24 protein-coding genes, 1 pseudogene and 1 riboswitch are annotated in these 21246 nt (G+C 67.5%); of the genes and pseudogenes, 14 read left to right on the plus strand and 11 right to left on the minus strand.

Features of this window, described 5'->3' with window-relative positions:
• Nucleotides 1-3 precede the first annotated feature (3 nt).
• Both ACJH6H_RS25065 and ACJH6H_RS25070 read right to left on the minus strand, forming a co-directional pair.
• Nucleotides 4-429 (minus strand): pyridoxamine 5'-phosphate oxidase family protein, encoded by a 426-nt coding sequence (locus ACJH6H_RS25065; RefSeq protein ID WP_064859740.1) that lies wholly within the window; start codon nucleotides 427-429, stop codon nucleotides 4-6.
• Between the two features lie 58 nt (nucleotides 430-487).
• On the minus strand, nucleotides 488-1675 hold the full coding sequence (locus ACJH6H_RS25070; RefSeq protein WP_406776051.1) for an FAD-dependent monooxygenase: 1188 nt from the start codon (nucleotides 1673-1675) through the stop codon (nucleotides 488-490).
• Nucleotides 1676-1755: 80 nt separating this feature from the next.
• Between ACJH6H_RS25070 and ACJH6H_RS25075 the strand changes: the two genes are divergently transcribed.
• Entirely contained in the window at nucleotides 1756-2307 is a 552-nt protein-coding gene (locus ACJH6H_RS25075; protein WP_406776052.1) for a TetR/AcrR family transcriptional regulator, read from the plus strand.
• A 112-nt stretch (nucleotides 2308-2419) separates the two neighbouring features.
• Entirely contained in the window at nucleotides 2420-3436 is a 1017-nt protein-coding gene (locus ACJH6H_RS25080; protein ID WP_406776053.1) for a VWA domain-containing protein, read from the plus strand.
• Here ACJH6H_RS25080 and ACJH6H_RS25085 read toward each other — a convergent pair whose 3' ends face one another.
• Complete coding sequence (locus tag ACJH6H_RS25085; RefSeq protein WP_406776054.1) at nucleotides 3437-3742, minus strand: type VII secretion target; 306 nt, start codon at nucleotides 3740-3742, stop codon at nucleotides 3437-3439. It lies immediately after the preceding gene.
• Between the two features lie 83 nt (nucleotides 3743-3825).
• On the opposite strand from ACJH6H_RS25085, the gene ACJH6H_RS25090 reads away from it, so the two are divergent.
• The 4 genes from ACJH6H_RS25090 to ACJH6H_RS25105 all read left to right on the plus strand — a co-directional run bounded on the left by ACJH6H_RS25090 (nucleotide 3826) and on the right by ACJH6H_RS25105 (nucleotide 6402).
• Nucleotides 3826-4818: an LLM class F420-dependent oxidoreductase gene (locus tag ACJH6H_RS25090; RefSeq protein ID WP_406776055.1), complete on the plus strand. Its 993-nt coding sequence runs from the start codon at nucleotides 3826-3828 to the stop codon at nucleotides 4816-4818.
• Between the two features lie 5 nt (nucleotides 4819-4823).
• Complete coding sequence (locus ACJH6H_RS25095) at nucleotides 4824-5546, plus strand: DUF2071 domain-containing protein (RefSeq protein ID WP_346416332.1); 723 nt, start codon at nucleotides 4824-4826, stop codon at nucleotides 5544-5546.
• An 83-nt stretch (nucleotides 5547-5629) separates the two neighbouring features.
• A complete protein-coding gene (locus ACJH6H_RS25100) occupies nucleotides 5630-6016 on the plus strand; it encodes a hypothetical protein (RefSeq protein ID WP_406776056.1) in 387 nt (128 codons plus the stop codon).
• A gap of 47 nt (nucleotides 6017-6063) precedes the next feature.
• The gene (locus ACJH6H_RS25105; protein ID WP_020098876.1) at nucleotides 6064-6402 is read left to right on the plus strand and encodes a cupin domain-containing protein; all 339 of its coding nucleotides are present in this window, start codon (nucleotides 6064-6066) and stop codon (nucleotides 6400-6402) included.
• Here the strand turns inward: ACJH6H_RS25105 and ACJH6H_RS25110 are convergent.
• From ACJH6H_RS25110 to ACJH6H_RS25120, 3 genes are all read right to left on the minus strand, one after another.
• On the minus strand, nucleotides 6383-7978 hold the full coding sequence (locus ACJH6H_RS25110) for an FAD-dependent oxidoreductase (RefSeq protein WP_406776057.1): 1596 nt from the start codon (nucleotides 7976-7978) through the stop codon (nucleotides 6383-6385). The two genes, ACJH6H_RS25105 and ACJH6H_RS25110, sit on opposite strands and share 20 nt — an antisense overlap.
• A 79-nt stretch (nucleotides 7979-8057) precedes the next feature.
• On the minus strand, nucleotides 8058-9707 hold the full coding sequence (locus ACJH6H_RS25115) for a DNA repair helicase XPB (RefSeq protein ID WP_064986642.1): 1650 nt from the start codon (nucleotides 9705-9707) through the stop codon (nucleotides 8058-8060).
• A 122-nt stretch (nucleotides 9708-9829) separates the two neighbouring features.
• Nucleotides 9830-12067 carry a helicase-associated domain-containing protein gene (locus ACJH6H_RS25120; protein ID WP_406776058.1) on the minus strand — a complete coding sequence of 746 codons (2238 nt, stop codon included), beginning with the start codon at nucleotides 12065-12067 and terminating at the stop codon, nucleotides 9830-9832.
• A 92-nt stretch (nucleotides 12068-12159) separates the two neighbouring features.
• Here ACJH6H_RS25120 and ACJH6H_RS25125 point away from each other — a divergent pair, with 92 nt between their 5' ends.
• From ACJH6H_RS25125 to ACJH6H_RS25140, 4 genes are read left to right on the plus strand one after another with little or no spacing between them, the layout of a single operon-like run.
• Nucleotides 12160-12345, plus strand: coding sequence for a hypothetical protein (locus tag ACJH6H_RS25125; protein WP_110811866.1), 186 nt, complete (start codon nucleotides 12160-12162; stop codon nucleotides 12343-12345).
• Nucleotides 12346-12386: 41 nt separating this feature from the next.
• On the plus strand, nucleotides 12387-12821 hold the full coding sequence (gene moaC / locus ACJH6H_RS25130) for a cyclic pyranopterin monophosphate synthase MoaC (protein WP_346416344.1): 435 nt from the start codon (nucleotides 12387-12389) through the stop codon (nucleotides 12819-12821).
• Nucleotides 12818-13297: a MogA/MoaB family molybdenum cofactor biosynthesis protein gene (locus ACJH6H_RS25135; RefSeq protein ID WP_346416337.1), complete on the plus strand. Its 480-nt coding sequence runs from the start codon at nucleotides 12818-12820 to the stop codon at nucleotides 13295-13297. The genes moaC and ACJH6H_RS25135 overlap by 4 nt, the downstream gene beginning before the upstream one ends.
• Nucleotides 13294-13716 (plus strand): molybdenum cofactor biosynthesis protein MoaE, encoded by a 423-nt coding sequence (locus ACJH6H_RS25140; RefSeq protein WP_346416338.1) that lies wholly within the window; start codon nucleotides 13294-13296, stop codon nucleotides 13714-13716. Before ACJH6H_RS25135 ends, ACJH6H_RS25140 begins: the two co-directional genes overlap by 4 nt.
• Before the next feature lie 240 nt (nucleotides 13717-13956).
• On the opposite strand, the gene ACJH6H_RS25145 is transcribed toward ACJH6H_RS25140, so the two are convergent.
• The 4 genes from ACJH6H_RS25145 to ACJH6H_RS25160 all read right to left on the minus strand — a co-directional run bounded on the left by ACJH6H_RS25145 (nucleotide 13957) and on the right by ACJH6H_RS25160 (nucleotide 17249).
• Nucleotides 13957-15081: a transglycosylase family protein gene (locus ACJH6H_RS25145; RefSeq protein ID WP_346416339.1), complete on the minus strand. Its 1125-nt coding sequence runs from the start codon at nucleotides 15079-15081 to the stop codon at nucleotides 13957-13959.
• A gap of 8 nt (nucleotides 15082-15089) precedes the next feature.
• Nucleotides 15090-15286: riboswitch (cyclic di-AMP (ydaO/yuaA leader) on the minus strand.
• Nucleotides 15287-15496: 210 nt separating this feature from the next.
• Nucleotides 15497-15754 carry a MoaD/ThiS family protein gene (locus ACJH6H_RS25150; protein WP_020098885.1) on the minus strand — a complete coding sequence of 86 codons (258 nt, stop codon included), beginning with the start codon at nucleotides 15752-15754 and terminating at the stop codon, nucleotides 15497-15499.
• A 2-nt stretch (nucleotides 15755-15756) separates the two neighbouring features.
• Nucleotides 15757-16818, minus strand: a complete 1062-nt coding sequence (gene moaA, locus ACJH6H_RS25155; RefSeq protein ID WP_406776059.1) for a GTP 3',8-cyclase MoaA — start codon at nucleotides 16816-16818, stop codon at nucleotides 15757-15759.
• Nucleotides 16815-17249, minus strand: coding sequence for a YccF domain-containing protein (locus tag ACJH6H_RS25160; protein ID WP_212813210.1), 435 nt, complete (start codon nucleotides 17247-17249; stop codon nucleotides 16815-16817). Before ACJH6H_RS25160 ends, moaA begins: the two co-directional genes overlap by 4 nt.
• A gap of 149 nt (nucleotides 17250-17398) precedes the next feature.
• Here ACJH6H_RS25160 and ACJH6H_RS25165 point away from each other — a divergent pair, with 149 nt between their 5' ends.
• From ACJH6H_RS25165 to ACJH6H_RS25180, 4 genes and pseudogenes are all read left to right on the plus strand, one after another.
• Nucleotides 17399-17809 (plus strand): cold-shock protein, encoded by a 411-nt coding sequence (locus tag ACJH6H_RS25165; RefSeq protein WP_053854517.1) that lies wholly within the window; start codon nucleotides 17399-17401, stop codon nucleotides 17807-17809.
• Nucleotides 17810-17892: 83 nt separating this feature from the next.
• Nucleotides 17893-18420: pseudogene (locus ACJH6H_RS25170) on the plus strand (glutathione S-transferase family protein); the annotation flags it as partial.
• 36 nt (nucleotides 18421-18456) lie between these two features.
• Nucleotides 18457-19404, plus strand: a complete 948-nt coding sequence (locus ACJH6H_RS25175) for a hypothetical protein (RefSeq protein WP_346416342.1) — start codon at nucleotides 18457-18459, stop codon at nucleotides 19402-19404.
• A gap of 672 nt (nucleotides 19405-20076) precedes the next feature.
• Nucleotides 20077-20727, plus strand: a complete 651-nt coding sequence (locus ACJH6H_RS25180; RefSeq protein WP_346414773.1) for a hypothetical protein — start codon at nucleotides 20077-20079, stop codon at nucleotides 20725-20727.
• A gap of 264 nt (nucleotides 20728-20991) precedes the next feature.
• Here ACJH6H_RS25180 and ACJH6H_RS25185 read toward each other — a convergent pair.
• Nucleotides 20992-21246, minus strand: a 255-nt coding sequence (locus ACJH6H_RS25185) for a hypothetical protein (RefSeq protein ID WP_406776060.1), incomplete at its 5' end; no start/stop codon positions are given.

Raw genomic sequence — 21246 nt, forward strand, 5'->3', positions numbered from 1 at the left:
GCATCACAGCGCCCCGAGGTCGGCCGACAGCCAGTGCTTCGGGTCGACGGTGACGGTCACGCTGGGGCCGTGCTCGCGCCGGGCCATCTCGAGATAGGCCGGGGCCTTCTCTTTACCGAGGTACCGTTCGGCCATCTCGACCAGCTGCTCGTCGGTGCCCGTCTCGATGCTGAGCACCGGACCGTCGACCGCGACGTAGCGGACCGACGGCTCCAGCCGCTCGGCCATCAACGACAGGTGTCCGGCCGCCTCGATCAGCTTGTGTTTGCGGGAGCCGAGACCGGTCAGCAGCCACAGTTTGCCGCCGGGGGTGTACTGGTACCAGATCGGCACCGTCAGGGGACCTCGGTCCGCGCCGGCGTTGACGGACAGTGCCCCGATGTGTGGTTCGGCCAGAAATTGTTCGCGTTCATCCTTGGAAAGGGCCATGAATCCAACGTAGCGAAAAAGGGTGACGCCGCAGCGGCTTCGGCCACATGCGCAGACGTCAGTCGGGCAGCGGCATGGTGTCGTACAGCCGGACGCCCTTCGCGTTGAGCCGGGCCAGTCGCCCGGTCAGGGCATGCGGCAACACCGATATGGCCCGTCCGACACCGAGGAGTGTTCTTGCGCCCCAAGCAGACTCGGGCACGATGGTCTTGGCGTTGACCCGTGCCATGGTGCGGCTGCCGGCCACCGGCGCGGCCATGGTCCGCTCGTAGGCGGCGAACGCGGCAGTGTGATCGCCGCGGGCCGCCGCCAGGGAATGCGCCAGCACGTACGCGCCGTACACCGCCAAACTGGTGCTGCCGCAGACCCCCGGCCCCGGGCAGTACCCGGCATCGCCGACCAGCGTTACCCGGCCCCGGGACCAGGTGCTCATCTCCAACTGGGTGATGGCGTCGAAGTAGAACGCCGGGGTGGTGTCGAGCTCGCCCAGCCAGTGGTCGACCTCGTGGCTCACGCCCTCGAACGCCGCGCGCAGGTGCCGCTTTTGCGCGGCGATGTCGCGGTAGTGGTAGTCGAGGGGCTCATCGGTCCGGAACATGAACACCGCCCGTGCATCGTCGAGGTGGTCGGCGCTGTACACCATGGCGATCTTCCGCGGCGCCAGGTATCCGCTCATCTCACCTTTGGGCGCAAGCATTTTCGGCACCGACACCACCGCCAGATAGCCACCGAGAAACACCTCCCGGGCCTGGTCGCCGAAGGTCAGCTGCCGGACCCCGGAGTGCAGACCGTCGGCGCCGATCACCAGGTCGTAGCGCTCTGGCGCGCCGTTCTCGAACGTCACCTCCCCGGCGTCGGTGATCGACGTGAGCTGGTCCCCGAAGCGGAACTCGGCGTCGTCGCGGACGGCGTCGTAGTACGCCTGGCAGAGGTCGTCACGCATGATCTCGACGTGCCGGTCGGACATGGCCCCGATGAGCTTGACGTAATCGATGTGGGTCCACCGGGTGCGGGGTGGACGGTTGAGCGTGAGGGCGGTCGTCCCGGTGGCCCGCGCCTCGATGCGGTCCAACACGCCCATGCGTTCGGAGATTTCCATCGCCGGGCGGAACAGGTCGACGGCATGGCCGCCGGTCTTGCGCAGGGCCGGTGCGCGTTCGACCACCGTCACGTCGAATCGGTTGCGGGACAGCCAGTAGGCCAGGACCGGGCCGGCGATGCTGGCGCCGGAGATGAGCACCTTCATGGAGTCCTCCGCATTTACTTAACGGTCGGTAAGTGATGTGCGGTCAGCTTACCGCCCGTTAAGTAAGTTAGGGTGGCTACGTGGCGAGAACCCCGTCCGAGACTCGGTCGCGCATCCAGAATGTGGCGCGCGAGCTATTCAGTCAGAAGGGCGTGCAGCGCACCAGCCTGCAGGACATCGCCGACCGGCTGGGCATCAGTAAACCCGCGCTGTACTACCACTTCACCTCGCGTGAGGACCTCGTGCGCAGCATCCTGCAGCCGTTGATCGACGAGGGCGAGGAATTCGTCGCTGCCCGCGAACGCCTGCGCGGCTCGGCCCGCGCCACCCCGCGCCAGCTGCTGCAGGGCTATTTCGACTTCCACTACCGGCACCGGGCCGATCTGCTGCTGATCGTCACCGACCTGACCACGCTCGCCGATCTGGGGCTCATCGACAGCATGCTGGCCTGGCGCGAGCGGCTGGGCAAGCTGGTCTTCGGTCGTCGGCCCACCCTGGAACAGTCGACTCGCGCCGTCATCGCGTTCGGCGGTCTCCAGGACTGCTGCCTGCAGTTCCCGGACGTGCCGGTCGACCAGTTGAGACGCGCGACGGTCGACGGCGCCATGGCCGCGCTCGGGCTGCCGGAGTGACGGGCTGTTCGAGTCCGGAACCAGCCGCATCCGGTGCCGCACTCGTCCGCGTCGGTACGATTGCCCCATATCGGTCTGAGCGATCGACGCCGAACGCAACGGAGAGTGCCTGTTGGAGATCCCCTTTATCGGGCCACTGACGCTGTCCGGGTTCTCGAGCGGTTGGTTCTTCCTGTACCTGATCGCCGTCGTCGGCGCCGTCGCGATCTATCTGCTGCTGCGCAAGGCCCGTCGCAAGCGGGTGCTGCGGTTCGCCAACACCGAGCTCCTGGAGCAGGTCGTCGCGGCACGGCCGAAGACCCGGTCGCGGTGGCGGCACCTGCCGGCGGTGCTGCTGGTGGTCTCGCTGGTCTTTCTCACCACCGCCATGGCCGGACCGACCCACGACATCCGGATTCCGCGTAACCGCGCCGTCGTCATGCTCGTCATCGACGTCTCCGAATCGATGATCGCCACCGACGTCAAGCCCAGCCGCATCGAGGCGGCGAAAAGCGCCGGCAAGACGTTCGTCAAGGGCCTGACGACCGGGATCAGCGTCGGCCTCGTCCAATTCTCGTCCAGCGCAACGATGCTGGTCGCGCCGACCAGCGATCACGACGTCGTGGCGCGCACCATCGACACCCTGGAGCCGTCGCCGCGCACCGCGACCGGCGAGGGCATCTTCACGGCCTTGCAGGCCATCGCCACGCTCGACGCGGTCATGGGCGGCGGTGACGGTCCGCCGCCCGCGCACATCGTGCTGATGTCGGACGGTAAGGAAACCGTGCCGGCGGACCCGAACGACCCGCGCGGCGCACTGACGGCGGCCCGCGCGGCCAAGGACCAGGACGTCGTGATCTCGACCATCTCGTTCGGTACACCGTCGGGTGTCATCACCTACGAGGGGCAGGAAGTGCCGGTCCCGACCGATGACCTGTCGCTGCAGAAGATCGCGAAGGTCACCGGCGGCGAGTCGTTCCGCGCCGAGACCCTCGATCAGTTGACCCGTGTGTATGCCAATCTGCAGGAGCAGATCGGCTACCAGACCATCCGCGGCGACGCCAGCGGCAGTTGGACGCGCGTCGGGTTCTTCGTGCTGGTGCTCGCGCTGTTCGCGGGCCTGCGGATCAACAACCGCCTGCCGGGCTGATCAGCGTCCCGGCATCGTCGTGCCGATGGCGTTGCCCGCCGCGGCGTCGGTGCTCTGGTAGTTGGCGGCCGCGGTGCGCAGCGAGTCGGCGAAGCCGGTGACGGCCTTGCCGAGGTTCTCGCAATCGGTGTTCAGCACCGGGCCGACACGCTGACAGGCGGCGCCGGAGGCGAGCCCGGACATGCCGGCCGCGGCCGAATTCAGCGATTCTCCCGGCTTGGCTCCGCCGACCGCGGAGCCGCACGACGCCATGGTGCTCGCCGCGGCCGTCAGAACCTGCGGATCGACGCGCAATTCGGGTGCCATGGTCTTCAGCCTAAGCCCGGGCCGTGAGGGTTCCCGACGCCGTTTCGTGGAGCGGCCCGCACGTATTGCATAAAGTCGGGACCATGCGCTTCGGATTGTTCATCCCGCAAGGTTGGCGACTCGATCTGGTGGGGATCGCGCCACAGGACCAATGGCAGGTGATGCGTGACCTCGCCACCTACGCCGACGCCGGACCCTGGGATTCGCTGTGGGTCTACGACCATTTCCACACCGTGCCGATGCCGACGGCAGAGGCCACGCACGAGGCGTGGACGCTGATGGCGGCATACGCCGCCACGACCTCGCGGATCAAGCTGGGCCAGATGTGTACGGCGATCAGCTACCGCAACCCGGCGTATCTGGCGAAGGTGGCGGCGACCACCGACATCATCTCCGGCGGCCGGGTGCAGATGGGCATCGGTGGCGGCTGGTACGAACACGAATGGCGCGCTTACGGTTACGGCTTCCCGTCGGCCGGTGTGCGACTCGCCCGGCTCGGCGAAGGCGTGCAGATCATGCGCACCGCCTGGCGTGACGGCGTCGTGAGCTTCGACGGCAGGCATTACCAGGTCGACGGCGCCATCGTGCAGCCCAAGCCGTTGCAGGACAAGGGCATTCCGCTGTGGATTGCGGGCGGCGGTGAGAAGGTGACACTCAAGATCGCCGCGAAGTACGCGCAGTACACCAACTTCACCTCCGAGCCCGATGGCTTCGCGCACAAATCCGAAGTCCTGCAACAGCATTGCCGTGAGGTCGGCACCGACTACGACGGCATCGTCCGCTCGGCCAACTTCAACGTGGTGATCGGGGAGTCCGAGGCCGACGTCGCCGCGCGCATCGCCCGGATCCGGGACCGCCAGGTCACCGTCGCGCACGAAGCAGCCGTCGACGCGATGGTCAAGAACCTGACCTCGCCCGACTCCGCTTGCGGCACAACCGAACAGGTCATCGAGACGCTGCGGAAGATCAAGGATCTCGGCAGCGAGTACGCCATCGTGTACTTCCCGGAGGCCGCCTACGACAGGTCGAGCATCGAGGCGTTCGAGCGCGACGTCATCCCCGCACTCAGTGATTAGCGAGCATGGACGGGTTTCTGGTCGACGCACCGCCGCTGCGGCCGCCGGTGTGGGTCGAACAGTTCTGGGGTGACCTCACGTTCCTGCACTGGCCCGTCGATCCGGCGAGCGTCGCGCACCTGTACCCGCCCGGCACCGCGCCGGACATCTTCTCCGACGGGCTGACATACGTCGGCTTGGTGCCGTTCGTCATGCACCGGTCGGCGGTGGCCGGCGGTGTGCCGCTGCCGTACTTCGGGACCTTCGCCGAAACGAACGTGCGGCTCTATTCGGTGGACGCCGCCGGCCGGCACGGGGTGCTGTTCCGGTCGCTGGAGACGACGCGGCTCGCGGTCGTCGGGGCGACGCGGCTCGGCATGGGAGTGCCGTACACCTGGGCCAAATTGCGCGTCACCCGCACCGCTGATCGGATCACCTACGCCGGCACGCGTCGGTGGCCGGAGCGCGGTCTGCGGACCCTGGCGGAGCTGGCCATCGGCGCGCCCGTCGACCCCACGCCGTTGGAGGTGTGGTTGACCGCGCGGTGGGGTGCGCACACCCGCAAGGCCGGCCGGACCTGGTGGGTGCCCAACGAACACCCCACCTGGCCGCTGCGCCAGGCCGAGGTGGTCGAGCTGACCGACGATCTGGTGCCCGCCAGCGGTGTGGTGCCGGTGGGGCCGCCGTTGCGCGCGTTGTTCTCACCGGGCGTGCCGGCCCGCTTCGGGCGGCCCACCGCGCTCCGTTGAGCCTTTCCTCGAAGGTGTCCGATTGCGGTCCGGAAGATGAACGGCTGGTAGCGCAAAGGTGCAGTCTCGGTGATCATTGCGCCATGTTGCCGACGATGCGCGAAACCGGACGCCGAGCCGCCCCGGTGCCGATCCCTTCCAATGCCACGGCCACCCGGCGCACGGTGCGCACCGGCGCCGTGGGTGGGCGGTCGCGGTTCGATGCCGAGGCCCGGCCCGCCCACCGCGCGGACCTGGCTCAATCGCGCCTGTTCGCGGCACTGCTGCTCGACGAGATCGCTGATCTGGAAGACCAGATGACGGTGTTGGAGCGGCGATCGCGGCGCGCGCAAGCCACCGCGCAGCCGGCGGTGGAGTCCCCGACGGACGCTCTGCTGGCCCTGCGCCGGAGGGTGCTGGAGGTGCAGCGGATGCTCGATGCACTGCGTCGTCGCTTCCCCGGCGAGGGGGATTCGCTGCGCGTGATTTAAACCGTCAAACGGTTCCGGCGGGCATTGCTGAAGCGGATATTTGAGGCATGGAGAAAATCTCGCTGACTGCGCTGGCCCGCCAGCATCTGGACATCGCGCGCGATGGAAATGGCGGGCGCAGCGCTCACACGGTCTTCGGCGGCCACGAGCATGCATTGCGGCAGACGCTGATCGCTCTCGCCGACGGCAACGAGTTGGGCGAGCACGAGAGCCCCGGCGAGGCCACGCTTCAGGTGCTGCAGGGCCGCGTGCGCCTCGTCGCCGAACAGGCCAGTTGGGACGGCATGGCCGGCGACCATCTCATCATCCCGTCCACCCGGCACAGCCTCAAGGCGCTCGCCGACTCGGTGGTGCTGCTGACCGTCGTCAAACAGCCGGCGCGTTAGCCGGGATGAACGTCATCGCGCGCTCGGCGAGCGCGGTGATCGTCAGGCTCGGATTGGCGCCTACATTCGCCGGAACGGCCGCACCATCGGTGACCAGAAGGTTCTCGTAGCCGAAGACGTGGTTGCGGCTGTCGACGACACCGGTCTCGGGGGACTCGCCGATCACCGCGCCGCCGAGGATGTGCGCTGTCGACGGGATCGCGAAAATGCCTTCTGTCACACCGGAATAGGCGACGCCGCCCATGCGGCGGGCAAACCACTTTGCCGCGTCGTAGGCGGCCGGCACGAAGTCGGGATTGGGGTTGTCGGGGTCCTGCTCGGTGGTCAGGGCGACGTTGCCGTTGGGGAGGCGCATCTTCACCTTGAGGCGCATCGCGTTGTCGATGGACTGCATGACCAGCAGGATGATCACGCGCCGCGACGTGTCCTTGATCTTCCAGGCCGCCAGCGCCGCTTTCGGGTTCTTCGCGGCGGCGGCCAGGAAGTGCAGCGGCCGGGTGCCCCGCTTGCCCGCCTCGATCATCAGATTGAACAGCAGCGACTGGGTGTCCCCGCCCTTGCCGTAGGTGACGACCTCGATGTGCGTGGACGGGTCGGTGTAGATGCTCGAGGTGATCGCGATCGAGTGTGTGAAGTCGTCGGGGTAGTCCTTGGGCGCCATCACCGCCATGATCGATTCGCTGTTGGTACGCACCACATAGCCGAGCCGATCGGAGATGTTGGGCAGTGAACCGCTGAGCTTGCAGCGCTGCAGGAGGCGGTTGGTGCCCAGCGCGCCGGCTGCGACGACGACGCCACGGGCGCGCAGCTTCTCGGCAGTGCGCTTGCCCCACGCGCCGCTCTTCTGGTGTGTCACTTCGTATCCCGCCGAACCGTCGGCGTCGAGCGGCTTGATGTCGGTCACCGCGCGCTCGCTGAAAATCTGCACGCCGAGTTTCTCGGCGAACCACAGATAGTTCTTCCGCAAGGTGTTCTTGGCGCCGTGGCGGCAGCCGACCATGCACGAACCACACTTGATGCACCCCGTGCGGTCGGGGCCGTCGCCACCGAAGTACGGGTCCGGCACCGTCTTTCCCGGCTGCCCCAGGAACACCCCGACATGTGCCCGCCGGTACGTGTCGCCGACGCCGATCGCCTCGCCGTACTCCTTCAACAGCAGGTCCGCCGGTCCGTCATCGTCGTACTCGACGACACCGAGCATGCGCTCCGCCTCGTCGTAGTGCGGCGCGAGTTCGGCCTCCCAGTCGGCCAGCCCTTTCCACTGCGGGCTCTCGTAGAAATTCGGGAATGCCCGGTAGAGCGTGTTCGCGTACCCCAGGCTGCCGCCGCCGACACCGCAGCCCGAGCCGATGAAGATGTCCTTGAACAGTGTCAGCCGGAGGATGCCGCGCATCCCGACCTGCGGCGCCCAGTAGTAGTTCTTGGCGTCCTTGGTCTCGTCCGCGAAGTCGGCATCCTCGAAGCGGCGGCCGCATTCGAGAACCGCTACGCGATAACCCTTTTCGGCCAGCCGCAGCGCCGAGACGCTGCCGCCGAAACCGGATCCGATGACCAGCCAGTCGTAGTCGTACGTCATCCGTGACCTCCGCGGGTGGGGCGAACTGCGACGAGCGTAGTCCCCAGCGGTCACGGCCGCACCTGATTGCTGGGACTGGCTAGATAGCCGGTCCCAGCAGGTCGTCGGCGTCCTTGATGACGTAGCCGTAGCCCTGTTCGGCGAGGAAGCGCTGACGGTGTGCGGCGTACTCGGCGTCGAGGCTGTCGCGCGAGACCACCGAGTAGAACACCGCGCCGCCGCCGTCAGCCTTGGGGCGCAGCAGCCGGCCGAGGCGCTGGGCCTCCTCCTGCCGTGACCCGAACGTGCCCGAAACCTGAACGGCCACAGACGCTTCCGGCAGGTCGATGGAGAAGTTGGCGACCTTCGACACCACCAGCGTGCGGATCTCGCCCGACCGGAACTGGTCGAACAGGGCCTCACGTTCGGCGTTCTTGGTCGAGCCCTGGATCACCGGGGCGTCCAGCTCCTGTCCGAGTTCCTCCAGCTGGTCCAGGTAGGCGCCGATCACAAGGGTCGGCTCGTCGGGATGCCGGGCCAGGATCGACTTCACCACCGCGATCTTGGTGTGCGCCGTCGAGCACAGCTTGTAGCGCTCCTCGGGCTCGGCCGTCGCGTACGTCATGCGCTCGTTCTCGGTCATGGTGACCCGGACCTCGACGCACTCGGCCGGCGCGATCCAGCCCTGCGCCTCGATGTCCTTCCACGGCGCGTCGTACCGCTTCGGGCCGATCAGCGAGAACACATCGCCCTCACGGCCGTCCTCGCGAATCAGGGTGGCAGTCAAGCCGAGTCGGCGCCGGGACTGCAGATCTGCCGTCATCCGGAACACCGGCGCGGGCAGCAGGTGCACCTCGTCGTAGATGATCAGGCCCCAGTCGCGGCTGTCGAACAGCTCGAGGTGCTTGTACTCGCCCTTGGTGCGGCGCGTGATCACCTGGTACGTCGCGATGGTGACGGGCCGAATCTCCTTGCGCTCACCGGAGTACTCGCCGATCTCTTCCTCGGTCAGCGAGGTCCGCGCGATGAGCTCGCGCTTCCACTGCCGGCCCGCGACGGTGTTGGTGACCAGGATCAGCGTCGTCGCGCCGGCCTTGGCCATGGCGGCCGCACCGACCATCGTCTTGCCCGCGCCACACGGCAGGACCACGACGCCGGAGCCGCCCGACCAGAACGAATCCGCGGCCAGTTCCTGGTAGTCACGCAGTTTCCAGCCGTCCTGCTCCAGCGCGATCGGGTGCGCCTCGCCGTTGACGTAGCCCGCCAAATCCTCTGCGGGCCAGCCGATCTTGAGCAGCATCTGCTTGACCCGGCCGCGCTCGGACGGGTGGACGATGACGGTGTCGTCGTCGATCTGGGCCCCCAGCATCGGGGTGATCTTCTTGTTGCGCAGCACCTCGGCGAGCACCGCGCGGTCCAGGCTCACGAGCGTCAGTCCGTGTGCCGGGTGCTTCACCAGCTGCAGGCGCCCGTAGCGGCCCATGGTGTCGACGATGTCGACCAGCAGCGGCTGCGGCACCGCATACCGCGAGTGCGAGACCAACGCGTCGACGACCTGCTCGGCATCGTGGCCCGCGGCGCGCGCGTTCCACAGCGCCAGCGGCGTGATCCGGTAGGTGTGCACGTGCTCGGGCGCACGCTCCAGCTCGGCGAACGGCGCGATCGCCGCCCGCGCCGCCCCGGCCTGCTCGTGGTCGACCTCGAGCAGCACGGTCTTGTCCGACTGGACGATCAGGGGTCCGTCAGTCATGCGCCATCCACTCCATCAATTGCTCGCAAGCCATCCGATCCATTATCCAGACGCGCGCGAGTTGTCCATTTCCCCGCGAGCCGGGCCTCCCACCCGCGAGAGCAACGGGACCACGGCACGCGTTATTCCGGCGCAACCACCGAGGTCACCCGGTGGATCGCGAATTCGCGGACCCGCCCGGCGGCCGGGTCGTAGGCCGTCAGCTGGCCGCCGCGGACGTTGACCGGCGCCACCACCCGCTGCGTGGCCACTCCCGCGGCGTCGACATACCCGATGACCACCGACGACTGCGTCAGCGCGGCGTCGGTCAGCAGCGAGATGGCGGCCGCCGGGTCGAGTCGCTCGCCGTTGCCGCCACGGCCGGTCTGCCGCAGGACGGCGACGATGGCGCCGAGCGTCTTCTCGTTGGGCGCCTGCGGGTGCCGGAACGTGCGCCGATGGATGGGCGTGGAGACGCGGGCACCGAGTGGGCGCAGGTCGACGATGGTGCCCGACCAGTCCTCGGCGGCCGGGGCGAAGCCCGCAGTGCGCAGGCCGGCCAGCACATCGGCGATCGGGGCGGGGGACACCGCGACAGTGGGGGCCAGGGCCCGCAGGCTCAGCTGCTCGAGCGTGGGCGAGGCCAGCGCCTGCGCCAGCAACGCCGGGTCCTCACAGCGGATGAACGACGACGCCATGCCGACCCGCAGCTGCCCGTGCCGGCGGGCCACGTCGTCGATCAGGTAGGTGAGGCCCTGCGGCACCGGCGTTTTGGAGTGCCGGGCGAACAGGGTGTGGATCTCGCTGGCGGTCCGGCCGGTGTCGAGGGCGCGGCGGATGGACTGCTCGCTGATGCGGTAAACCGTTGCCGCGCCGGCAGATTCGATGTCGGCGACGGTCGCCAGCTGGTCGGCGAGGTCACGTTCCAGCGGCCCCGGGACGACGACCGTCAGATCGGCCTGCAGCAGGAAGTGGTCGATCGGGTCGGGCAGTGCCGCCGCCATCGCGGCGACGACCTCTTCCTCGGGTGCACCGGCCAGGAGCAGCCGGATGGGCCCGGCGATGGCGCCGCGGCCGACCATGCCCAAAGCGTGTGCCTCGGTGAGCAGTTCGTCGGTGGGCTCGGGTTGCAGCCGGGCGGTCCAGCGCGGCCGGCGCCACAGCATCGCCGCCGAGGCGGTGGCGGTGTCCATGGTGCCGCCCGGCGGCAGCTCGGCGAGCACCGTCAGCAGCAGCCGGCGGTCCAGCGGCGCGGCCGACGAATACAGCGCATTGGTCAGGGCGGCATAGGGTTTGCCGTCGGGGCCGCGCTTGCCCACCAGGCCGGGACGGCACGGCAGGTCCAGCCAGGTGGTGGCCAGCAGGTGCCAACGCGTCGCGGCGCTCGATTCGATGAACCGGTCCGCGGCAACGGTCGGCGCCCAGTAGGGGCCGTCGTCGTAGTCATCGGAGTCGGGGATGCCCGACGCGATCAGCGTCGCTGCTGCGCACAGCTCCAGGATCAGTGACAGCCGGCCTTCGTCGATGCCGGTGACCTTCGTCAGCCGCTTGGCGTCGCGGACCCCGAGGCCCCCGCTGCGCAGCTCGGGAACCGGTGTCGCCGAAAGGGTTTCGAGGACCAGTTCCACCTCACGGAGCAGGTCGATGGCCGAACCGGCCGCAGCCGCGTCGACGTCCTGCTCCGCGAGTACGGGTGTCGACGGTGCCGGTGGTGTCAGCGTCGTCGGCCCCGGTGCCTGGCCCCGCAGCACCTGCCCGACGAGCCGCGGCAGGATCACCGTCTCGTCGTCGATGCGGCGCAGCAGCCCGGCCGCGATCAGTTGCGGCACCGGACGGTCGGGTGCGGTCCCGGGGGCCGCGTCCTTCGTCCGGCCGATCGGGGATCCGTCGGCCAGCCGCTCCAGCAGTTCCCGCTGTGGTGTGTCGATCGCGGCCAGCTTCGCGGCGATGCCGTCGGCGTCGGGGTCCTCGACGGTGACCTGTCCGGGATACCAGGGCAGCACCGACGCCGCCTCCGAGACCACCCGCACCGTGTCGCCGCCCCACACCAGCCCGCGGGTGCGCAGCTCGTCGAGCGCCGAGGTGACGACCTTCTTGTTGGCGCGCCCGGCCAGCAGTTTGAACAGCGCCCCGGTCGGCACGGCGATGGTGGTGGCCTGCAACGTCAGCAGCGCATCCAGTACGGCCAGCTGAAGAAAATCGAGATCGTCGGTCGCGGCCTTGACCGATTGCCGCGACTGGGCGCGGGCCGCCAGCGCCGACAGGGTTGCCGGCGGCGGTTGGGTGAGGTCGGGCCGGACGCTGAGCAGCTGCACCAGCTGCGCGTCCGACATGTCGGCCAGCCAGGAGCCCAGCGGCACACCCGGGGATTCGTCGATCATTGCTGACCAGCGTAAAGCAGGTGACTTTGTCCTCCGCGCGTCCTCCGGCGCCCGGCCTCGCCAGCGGGCGCAGCGCCTGCCACAATGTCTCCGTGGCTGACAAGAAGAAGAACCAGTACGTCGACAATGGCTGGCCCGAGGTGTCCGGCGACGACCACGCCGTGAGCGAGCTGGCAACCGACCGTACCGGCGCGCTCTCGCCGTTCGGCGACCTGGAGTTCCCGCTGCCGGCCGAGAAGCTGCCGTACATGCACCCGGTCACCGTCGTCAACAAGTAGCCGTGGAGCTCTCGCACCTGGACGAAACGGGTGCGGCCCACATGGTCGACGTGTCCGCCAAGGACGCCACCCGGCGTACCGCGGTCGCGGCGGGCGTCCTGCACACCCACACCGACGTCGTCGACCTCATCACCAGCGGTGGACTGCCCAAAGGTGACGCGCTCGCGACCGCCCGCGTCGCCGGCATCATGGCCGCCAAGCGCACCAGCGACCTGATCCCGCTGTGCCACCAGCTGGCGCTCACCAAGGTCGAGGTGGCCTTCGAGACCAGTGCGAGCGGTGACGCCATCGGCATCACCGCCACCGTGCGCACCACGGACCGCACCGGCGTCGAGATGGAAGCCCTCACCGCCGTCAGCGTCGCGGCGCTGACGCTGTACGACATGATCAAGGCCGTCGACCCGGCCGCGCGCATCGACGACATTCGGGTGCTGCGCAAGGAGGGCGGCAAGACCGGTCTCTGGGAACGGGCATGACCCGCTCCGCCCGCGTCGTCATCGCCTCCACCCGCGCCGCCGCCGGGGTCTACGCGGACCGCACCGGCCCGCTCATCGTCGCCTGGCTCACTGAGCGCGGGTTCGACGTGCCCGCGCCCGTCGTCGTCACCGACGGCGCCCCGGTGGGCGCCGAACTGCGCCGCGCGATCGCCGACGACGTGGACGTCGTCCTCACCTCCGGCGGCACGGGAATCTCGCCGACCGACGCCACCCCGCAGGCCACGCTCGAGGTCCTCGACTACCAAATCCCCGGGCTGGCCGACGCGATCCGGCAGTCGGGGCTGCCGCACGTCCCGACCTCGGTGCTGTCGCGTGGTGTGTGCGGCGTCGCCGGCCGGACGCTGATCGTGAACCTGCCGGGCTCGTCCGGGGGAGTGAAGGACGGGCTGGGCGTGCTGGCCGGAGTGCTGGACCACGCGCTCGACCAGCTCAGCGGAAAGGACCATGCCGGGTGATCGTGCTCCGCGCCGACCTCAGTGAATCGCCGATCGATGTCGCGTCCCACGAGGCGCTGGTCGACCACAGCTCCGCCGGTGCCGTCGTGAGCTTCGCCGGTGTCGTGCGCAACCATGACGGCGGTCGCGGGGTGACGCGGCTGGAGTACTCGGCGCACCCGTCGGCCGCCGACGTCCTGGCTGAGGTCGCCGCCGACGTCGCCGCCGCCTCCGAAGGCGTGCGGGCCATCGCGGTCAGCCACCGGATCGGCGTGCTCAACATCGGCGACGCCGCTCTCGTCGCGGCGGTATCGGCCGATCACCGCGCGGCGGCATTCCGCACCTGTGCGCTCCTGGTCGACACCGTCAAGGAGCGGCTGCCGGTCTGGAAGCACCAGTTCTTCACCGATGGCACCGACGAATGGGTCGGCTCGGCCTGAGATCGTGTTCCCGCTCGGCTCGCCCGAAGACGGGCACGGAAGTACATAGCGTCAATCACCGCCGCGCGCAGCCGCCGTGATTGACGCCAGGTACGTATTTCGGGCGTCGGCAGTCCCTGAGTGCAATATCCGCCCGCTGGTCGCCCACTGATTGAACTCACGTACTTCTCCGGCGTCACACGCTGACCAACGAAAAGAAATCGCCCCGGTCGATGACCGGGGCGATTCTCTTTGTCTGTATTACGGAGCCGGCGGGGCGTCGACGATCGGGGCCGGGCCGGGCGCCGGAGCGTTCGGCGGGGCCGGGATGCTGCCGCCGGGGGCGCCGGTGCGCGTCGAGGCGACGGCGAGCAGGGCGTCACGACCCGAGATGTCGTTGTTCTGGACCGCGTGCCACAGCTGCTTGAGGTAGCTCATGTTGGCGCTGTCGCCCGTCTCGGGCGCGTCCATGGTCGAGCCCGGGGGCAGGTTGGTCGGGCTGGCGAGGTGCGGCGTGCCGTTCGGCGGGGTCTGCAGCGCGGCCGGGGCGGCCGGCGCGGGAGCCGCGGCGTCGGCAACAGGGGCCGGAGCCGGGGCCGGGGCGTCGACGACCGGGGCCGGCTCGACCGGCAGGTCCTGCTTGGCGTGCAGGGCCCAGACGCCGGGCTCGGCGGGCGCGTCGGTGGTGTCCCAGTTGGCGGCCTGGATCACGGGCGCCGGGGCCTCGACGGGGGCTTCCGGGGCAGGTGCTTCGACGACGGGCGCCTCGGGGGCCGGGGCCGGAGCCTCGGGGGCGGGAGCGGGAGCCTCGGGCACGTCCAGGGCGGGGGCCTCAGGGGCGGGGATTTCGTTCGCGACGTTGACGATCGCCGGACCCTCGGGGGCCTCAGGGGCGGGCGCGTCCAGCGGAGCGGCGGCCTCCTGCACCGGGGCCGGGTCGGCCGCGGCGTTGAGCTCGGGGTTGTCCAGCGGGGCGGCGGCCGGGGCCGGCGCCGGGTTGTTCTTCACGACGTTGCGCGGGGTGGCACCGGACAGGCCCGTGCCGCAGACCGGCCACGCACCGCGGCCCTGGCTGGCCAGGACGCGCTCGGCGACGGCGATCTGCTGGTCCTTGCTGGCCATGTTGGCGGCGGGCGCGTACTCGCCACCGCCGTGGGCGCTCCAGGTGCTGGGCGAGAACTGCAGCCCGCCCTGGTAGCCGTTGCCGGTGTTGATGGCCCAGTTCCCGCCGGATTCGCAGCGGGCTACCTTGTCCCATTCGCCGTCGGTCGCGGCGGAAGCCTGTGCGGCGAGGGCGATGGTGCCGCCACCAAGAACCGCGCCGGTGAAGGCGATCTTGGCGACAGAGACACTGGACGTGGTCGGTTTACGGTGGCGTCCACTCATGAAAAAAGCAGTCCTCTCGTCAACGCCTGCGAGGTCAGCTGTCGGGTTCGGGCTGGAGAGGTTGCCCGGCCTGCAGAGCAGGCTTCACCCCAAGGAGCCGAAGCTCCTGGTCCTGATTTCCTCGGTGGACCGGTTGGGTCCCCCGCCTCCATCCACGGGTTGTCGTCGGCCGCACCTGATGGATGGAGCTAGGCGTTTCAAGTGCGGGTGCCAAAGGGTCGCTCTGGCTTGAGAGACGACGGTATCGGGTCAGTTGGGTTCCGTCACCTCGACGGATTTTGGGCGTTTCGGGCCCGAGCAAATTATGAGAGGACTTTAAAGCCGCTGGCTGATTCGGCGTTTTCGCAGGTGTTGTTGCGGGTCAGAGGCGCCACAGCCAGGTCGTTACCGATTCGTTATGTGAGGCATTTCACAATTAGCCGCCGGCGAAGGGGGGTAGGACATCGAGCGTCTCGGCCGTCGCCAGCGCGGTGTCCAGATCGCGGACGGCGACGCCGTCGCGCAGGAATGAGCAGCGTGAGAGCACTTTTGCCACATCTGCCCCACGGGTACCAATGGAGTTCACCAGATCACGGACGGTTACACCCTCATTGAGCTGCAACGTTTCGGTCTCGATTCCGGTTGCGGCCTTCGCGGCGGCGAAATAGCGCACCGTCACCACCAATTCAGCCACCCTCAGCCGCCGATCGCACTCATCGGGCGGTCCGGCTGGACAAAACCCGGATCGTTTATTCCATGACCCGCCGGCTTGGCCCACATCGCGGCCCGCCAGGCGGCCTCGAGCGCATCGTCGTCAGCGCCGCCTCGCAGCAACGCCCGTAGATCCGTCTCCTGCTGTGAGAACAGGCAGCTGCGCACCTGACCGTCGGCCGTCAGCCGGGTGCGGTCGCAGGTGCCGCAGAACGCGGCGGAGACGGACGCGATGACGCCGACGGTGCCCAGCACCGTGCCGTCGTCGTGGACCTGCCAGAGCTCGGCGGGTGCCGAGCCCCGCGGCGCCGGGTCCGGGCGCAAGCTGAATTCGCGGCGCAGTGCCCCGAGAATCTGGTCGGCCTGCAGGACCGAACCGCGCTGCCAGTGGTGCCCGGCATCGAGCGGCATCTGCTCGATGATCCGCAGCTGGTAGCCGTGCTCGAGACAGAAGCGCAACAGCGCCGGGGCATCGTCGAGCCCCGTTGCCGGATCGAGCACCGCGTTGACCTTGACGGGACTCAGGCCGGCGGCCTTGGCGGCGGCCAGGCCGTCGAGGACGTCGGAGAGCCGCCGGCGCCGGGTGATGGCGGCGAATCGGTCCGGGTCCAGGGTGTCGAGGGAGACGTTGACGCGATTGAGGCCGGCTTTCTTGAGCGCTGCCGCGCGCTTGGCCAATCCGATGCCGTTGGTCGTCACGGCGATGGCCGGACGTGGTTGCAACGCGGCCGCCGCCGCGACGACGTCCTCGAGATAGGGAACCAGGAGTGGCTCACCGCCGGTGAACCGCACGCCCGTGATGCCCAGGCGCGTCACGGCCACCCGGATCAGCCGGGTGAGCTCGTCGAGAGTGAGCAGGTCGGCGCCGGGCAGCCAGTCGAGGCCCTCGGCCGGCATGCAGTAGGTACAGCGCAGATTGCAGCGGTCGGTGACGGACACGCGCAGATCGGCGGCGACACGGCCGTACGTGTCGATCAGCGGCCCGGTTGCGGGGGCCGGACCGACAGGCCGCGCGACGGTGGGGAGGCCGAGGGGTGTGAGTGTCATCGTTCGGGGCGAGCGAAGCGACGGGATGATGTGGGCCAGGTGGGTTCGGCATGAATCTGGTCGACGGGGACGATCTGCTTGCCGAGCGGCAGCAGCGACACCGGGATCAGTTTGAGGTTGGCCAGCGCCAGCGGGATACCCACGATCGTCAGGGCCTGCGCGATGGCGGTCGCGATGTGGCCGAGCACCAGCCACCAGCCGCACAACACCAGCCAGATCACATTGCCGACCAGGGCGCCTGGGCGCGGGCCGGGCTTGTCGACGACCGTCTGACCGAACGGCCACAGCGCGTACACGCCGATGCGGGCCGCGGCGACGCCGAACGGGATGGTGACGATGAGAATGAAGCAGATCAGTGCGGCGAGGAAGTAGCCGAGCGCCAGCCAGAAGCCACCGAAAACCAGCCAGATGATGTTCAGGACCAGGCGCATGTCACCTCCCGCAAGTAGAACTCTCAGTCTACTGAGTAATGGGGATGCTGCGATCAGAGGTGGCCGAGTAGAATCAACGACAACGCGTCCTGCGGAGGTGGGGCGCTTTCGTTATGTAACCGTATGTTGAGAACGAGCAGGTGAGACCAGTGCCAAGCGGCCGGGTTAAGTGGTACGACACGGAGAAGGGCTTCGGCTTCCTCTCTCAGGAAGAGGGCGAGGACGTCTACGTCCGGTCTTCGGCGCTGCCCGCCGGGGTTGAAGGTCTCAAGGCCGGCCAGCGCGTCGAGTTCGGCGTCGCTGCCGGACGCCGCGGTCCGCAGGCGCTGAGCCTCAAGCTGATCGACCCGCCGCCGAGCCTGTCGCGCACCCGTCGCGAGGCGGCCGCCCCCGAGCACAAGCACACGCCCGACGAGTTGCACGGCATGGTGTCGGACATGATCACCCTCCTCGAGGATGTCGTGCAGTCCGAGCTGCGCCGGGGCCGTTACCCCGATCGCAAGACGGCCCGCAAGGTGTCCGAGGTGGTCAAGGCCGTCGCGCGCGAACTCGACGCCTGACCCACGCGCCGAACATTGGCTTGTGTTCGAGAGTCGGCTGATTTCTCGTACACAAGCCAACTGTTCGCGGGCAGACTGGGGACGTGACCTACGTCAAGCCAGGTTCTGAGTACACCCGCGACACCAACTACATCAGCACCCGGATCACAGCCGACGGTCGTGACGGGTACCCCGTGGAACCCGGCCGGTACCGGTTGATCGTCGCCCGGGCCTGTCACTGGGCCAACCGGGCGATCATCGTCCGCCGGCTGCTGGGGCTGGAAGACGTACTGTCCATTGGCTTTTGCGGTCCGACGCACGATCAGCGCAGCTGGACGTTCGACCTCGACCCCGGCGGCGTCGACCCGGTGCTGAAAATCCCGCGGCTGCAGGACGCGTACTTCAAGCGCGACCCGAACTATCCCAAGGGCATCACGGTGCCGGCGATCGTCGACGTACCCACCGGCGCGGTCGCGACCAACGACTTCCCGCAACTGACGCTGGACCTGTCCACCGAATGGACGGCGTATCACCGCGAAGGTGCGCCGCAGCTGTACCCGGAGCACCTGCGCGACGAAATCGACACCGTCCCCAAGCGCGTCTACACCGAGGTCAACAACGGTGTCTACCGCCACAAAAGGCACACCCAACTTTTGGCGGCGTGACCGGTGGCCGCGTTTGCCGACTTTGCGACCGAATTCCAAAGGCGTCGTGCGCATCTCGAACAGTTGCCCGGCAAGGTCTACCACGAATGGGCTGAGTCGCTGAACCGCGCGGCGAAGCTATTCAGCCGAAACACTGAGGAGCTTTGTGCGCACCTCGGCCAGTTCGTTGGTCAGCCAACGGTTGCGACCGAACTGCCGGAAGAGTTTGACGAGGAGGCGGCCCGCCTTCTGCTCAACTATCTGGCTGCGCTGGCTGGACTGCGTGATGCACAGCGCGTGGTGCATCGCAGGCTGTGGCCAGACCCGGTCGAAGAGGCCGGCTCATGTGAAAAGTGCGGCCGGAGTGATCCGAAGCGGACCAAATGGGAGACCACGGTTTGGGATCCGAAGCGTCTGGAGCTGCTTGGCGATGCGCGGATTGTCTTTCTTACCAAGCTGCGTGATTACTCGCTGCACTACGCCACACCCGTCATGACGGTGGCTACTCAATTCAGATCACTCGGCGGCAGCGGGGGTCCGATGCAGATGGCGAACTCCGTGGGAATAGCGCGAGACAAGCTGCTCGAATGGAGTGGCTGGAATGCGACCTCGCGTGCCTTCATCACCGAACATGACGGCGACATCATTGACTTGCTGCCACTAGTTGCGTTCTTCTCGCAAAGGGTGCGCGAGTTCATTACGTGGTTCGGTGCTCAGATTGACGGTGCGGTCGGACAAGAAGCACGTGAGTATGTCGAGAAGCACAACGATCTCCGAGCCTGGTACAAGGTCCACGAAGCCTCTGCCCAGTATCGCGCGGTCCGGAATTCAGAGCATCACCGACGCCGCGTCAATGCCCGACTCGAACGAGCCGCGTACACGCCGGTCAGTTGGCGCGTCATCGCAGTTGCCGAGAACGGCGAGTGTATCGTCGGCGAGTCTGATTGGCCACCTTTCCATTCCCCCGCCTGACGCTAGATAAACGCGATGGCGTCCAAGTCGCTGAGCAGGAACAACACGCCGTTGCTCCTGCCGGACACGCCCTGCCTCGGGTGCTTAGCGTGCCTTGCAGTGGGACGCGCTGGATCTTTACGGACTCAAAGCCAACCCGACCCCTCTGAGTGGCAATACCCGGGATGGCGGCGCCGCAGACGGCGAGCGCCGCTCAGATAGCGGTTGCTCTTGTAGCGGATTCACACCACTCCGTGGCGACTCCCGATGGTTTCGGCCGACCCCCAACAAAACACGCTCCGTGGTCGCACCGCTGCCCTCCCCGCCGAGTCCAGGACGGCAAGAGACCGCCGGACGACCCCGCGCTGTACGAATCCCGCGGTCAACTAGCCGAGGTGCGGCGACCTTCTCCTGGTGGAACCGGCGCTGATTCGAGGGGTCACCTGCTAACAGGCGTCGCGGTGCATTTGGAACCCTAATGGCGGTGCGCCGTGACCCGCACTTCTCGCCAGTTGCCACCGGTGCCGGTCGGCTGGCCGGTAGAAGGTGCGGCTAAACATCGGGGCCTAACAGACGATCCACTTAAATGTCTGCCTTCGGCGAGTAATGTATGCGTCCTCAAAGACACTCAGCATAGAGAAGAGTATCGGGTTGAGGTTGAAATCTTGGAGGCTGTGGTCACCGGGAGCGAAGGTGACCCTGGGCGTTATTCTTCTCCTCGCCGCAGGCTGCGCTGCCATGTACTACGCCGACTTGAATAAGGAATCGGTCTTTCCAGCTGCCGCTGCAACAATTGCAGTCGGAGCCCTATTCGTCACCGCTTACAGTGCTTTCAACTCCAGCTCCCGAATGAGGAAAAAGGACAGTCTCGAAGCTTGGACAGAGTGGTCGGACTCTACTCGCGCAGCGCGTCGCCGCGTGACTGACGTTCTTGGCGAGAAGAACCTCACCATGAAGCAGGGGAAAGCGCTGTTAGGTGATGGCACACTCGTGGACAAAGACGGCAACGACTTGACCGAAGAACAGTGTCTTGCGGTCGACCGTGACATCACGGACATCCTGAACGGTCTTGAGAGACTGGGAGCGGGAGCCGTACTTGGCGTCTATAGCGACGCAGTCTTTCGCATCAGGGGTGGGACGATCATCGAACGGACGTACCAGCGGTTCCTGCCTTACATAATCGCTACAAGAGAGGCGGAGGATGTCGAGAAGCGCCAGACCCGAGCGTTTACTGAGCTCTCTGTCCTCTATCAAATGATCGAGCCATCTTTACTGTCGCAGTTACTGCGAGGCAGTAGAGCGTCGTCCGACCAAGCACGGCTCGACGCGTATAGACGCGCATAAGCCCAGATAGTTGATCACATAAAAAGAGGCCGCAGCCAAGTTCGGCTGCGGCCTCTCGCGAAGTACGCGCGTGGACTCTAGAACTCGTCCTTCTCTTCCCATGTGGTCATGTCGATACTCTCCCTCATTTGCTCGCACTTTTCAACGACGAACACGCCCGTTGTGTTCCAGTTTCCTAACAACCCCGGTTGTGACGCTCCCCACTGCGAAATGCCGTCTGACCTGGTCCGTTCTCTGTGGATACCCCTCTTGGGCTCACCGCAATCACTGAAGGCTACAGCAGTTAGCAACACTTGGCTCAGAACTCGGCCGCGCGGACCCGAGGCTCTGGCTGGGCATGAGCTGGCCGATTGGGTTGGCGAACGCGGCGTCGGATTCCTCGACCGGGGAGCGCAGTAGGTCAACGGCGTCTTCTCGGCTAAGCCGTGCCACAACCGTCTCCAGAGGAATTGTCAATACCTGTGGATCGGCTTGTTTCAGGCGACCTCCGTTCCAGTTGATTCGGTCGGTGCCGAGTCC

It is taken from the genome of Mycobacterium sp. SMC-21, from assembly GCF_045310825.1.
GTDB lineage: Bacteria > Actinomycetota > Actinomycetes > Mycobacteriales > Mycobacteriaceae > Mycobacterium.

Excerpts from the sequence above, each read along its gene's own strand:
- ACJH6H_RS25065 (WP_064859740.1), bottom strand. The coding sequence starts at position 429 with ATGGCCCTTTCCAAGGATGAACGCGAACAATTTCTGGCCGAACCACAC.
- ACJH6H_RS25070 (WP_406776051.1), bottom strand. The coding sequence starts at position 1,675 with ATGAAGGTGCTCATCTCCGGCGCCAGCATCGCCGGCCCGGTCCTGGCC.
- ACJH6H_RS25085 (WP_406776054.1), bottom strand. The coding sequence starts at position 3,742 with ATGGCACCCGAATTGCGCGTCGATCCGCAGGTTCTGACGGCCGCGGCG.
- ACJH6H_RS25090 (WP_406776055.1), top strand. The coding sequence starts at position 3,826 with ATGCGCTTCGGATTGTTCATCCCGCAAGGTTGGCGACTCGATCTGGTG.
- ACJH6H_RS25095 (WP_346416332.1), top strand. The coding sequence starts at position 4,824 with ATGGACGGGTTTCTGGTCGACGCACCGCCGCTGCGGCCGCCGGTGTGG.
- ACJH6H_RS25100 (WP_406776056.1), top strand. The coding sequence starts at position 5,630 with ATGTTGCCGACGATGCGCGAAACCGGACGCCGAGCCGCCCCGGTGCCG.
- ACJH6H_RS25105 (WP_020098876.1), top strand. The coding sequence starts at position 6,064 with ATGGAGAAAATCTCGCTGACTGCGCTGGCCCGCCAGCATCTGGACATC.
- ACJH6H_RS25110 (WP_406776057.1), bottom strand. The coding sequence starts at position 7,978 with ATGACGTACGACTACGACTGGCTGGTCATCGGATCCGGTTTCGGCGGC.
- ACJH6H_RS25115 (WP_064986642.1), bottom strand. The coding sequence starts at position 9,707 with ATGACTGACGGACCCCTGATCGTCCAGTCGGACAAGACCGTGCTGCTC.
- ACJH6H_RS25120 (WP_406776058.1), bottom strand. The coding sequence starts at position 12,067 with ATGATCGACGAATCCCCGGGTGTGCCGCTGGGCTCCTGGCTGGCCGAC.
- moaC (WP_346416344.1), top strand. The coding sequence starts at position 12,387 with ATGGTCGACGTGTCCGCCAAGGACGCCACCCGGCGTACCGCGGTCGCG.
- ACJH6H_RS25135 (WP_346416337.1), top strand. The coding sequence starts at position 12,818 with ATGACCCGCTCCGCCCGCGTCGTCATCGCCTCCACCCGCGCCGCCGCC.
- ACJH6H_RS25145 (WP_346416339.1), bottom strand. The coding sequence starts at position 15,081 with ATGAGTGGACGCCACCGTAAACCGACCACGTCCAGTGTCTCTGTCGCC.
- moaA (WP_406776059.1), bottom strand. The coding sequence starts at position 16,818 with ATGACACTCACACCCCTCGGCCTCCCCACCGTCGCGCGGCCTGTCGGT.
- ACJH6H_RS25160 (WP_212813210.1), bottom strand. The coding sequence starts at position 17,249 with ATGCGCCTGGTCCTGAACATCATCTGGCTGGTTTTCGGTGGCTTCTGG.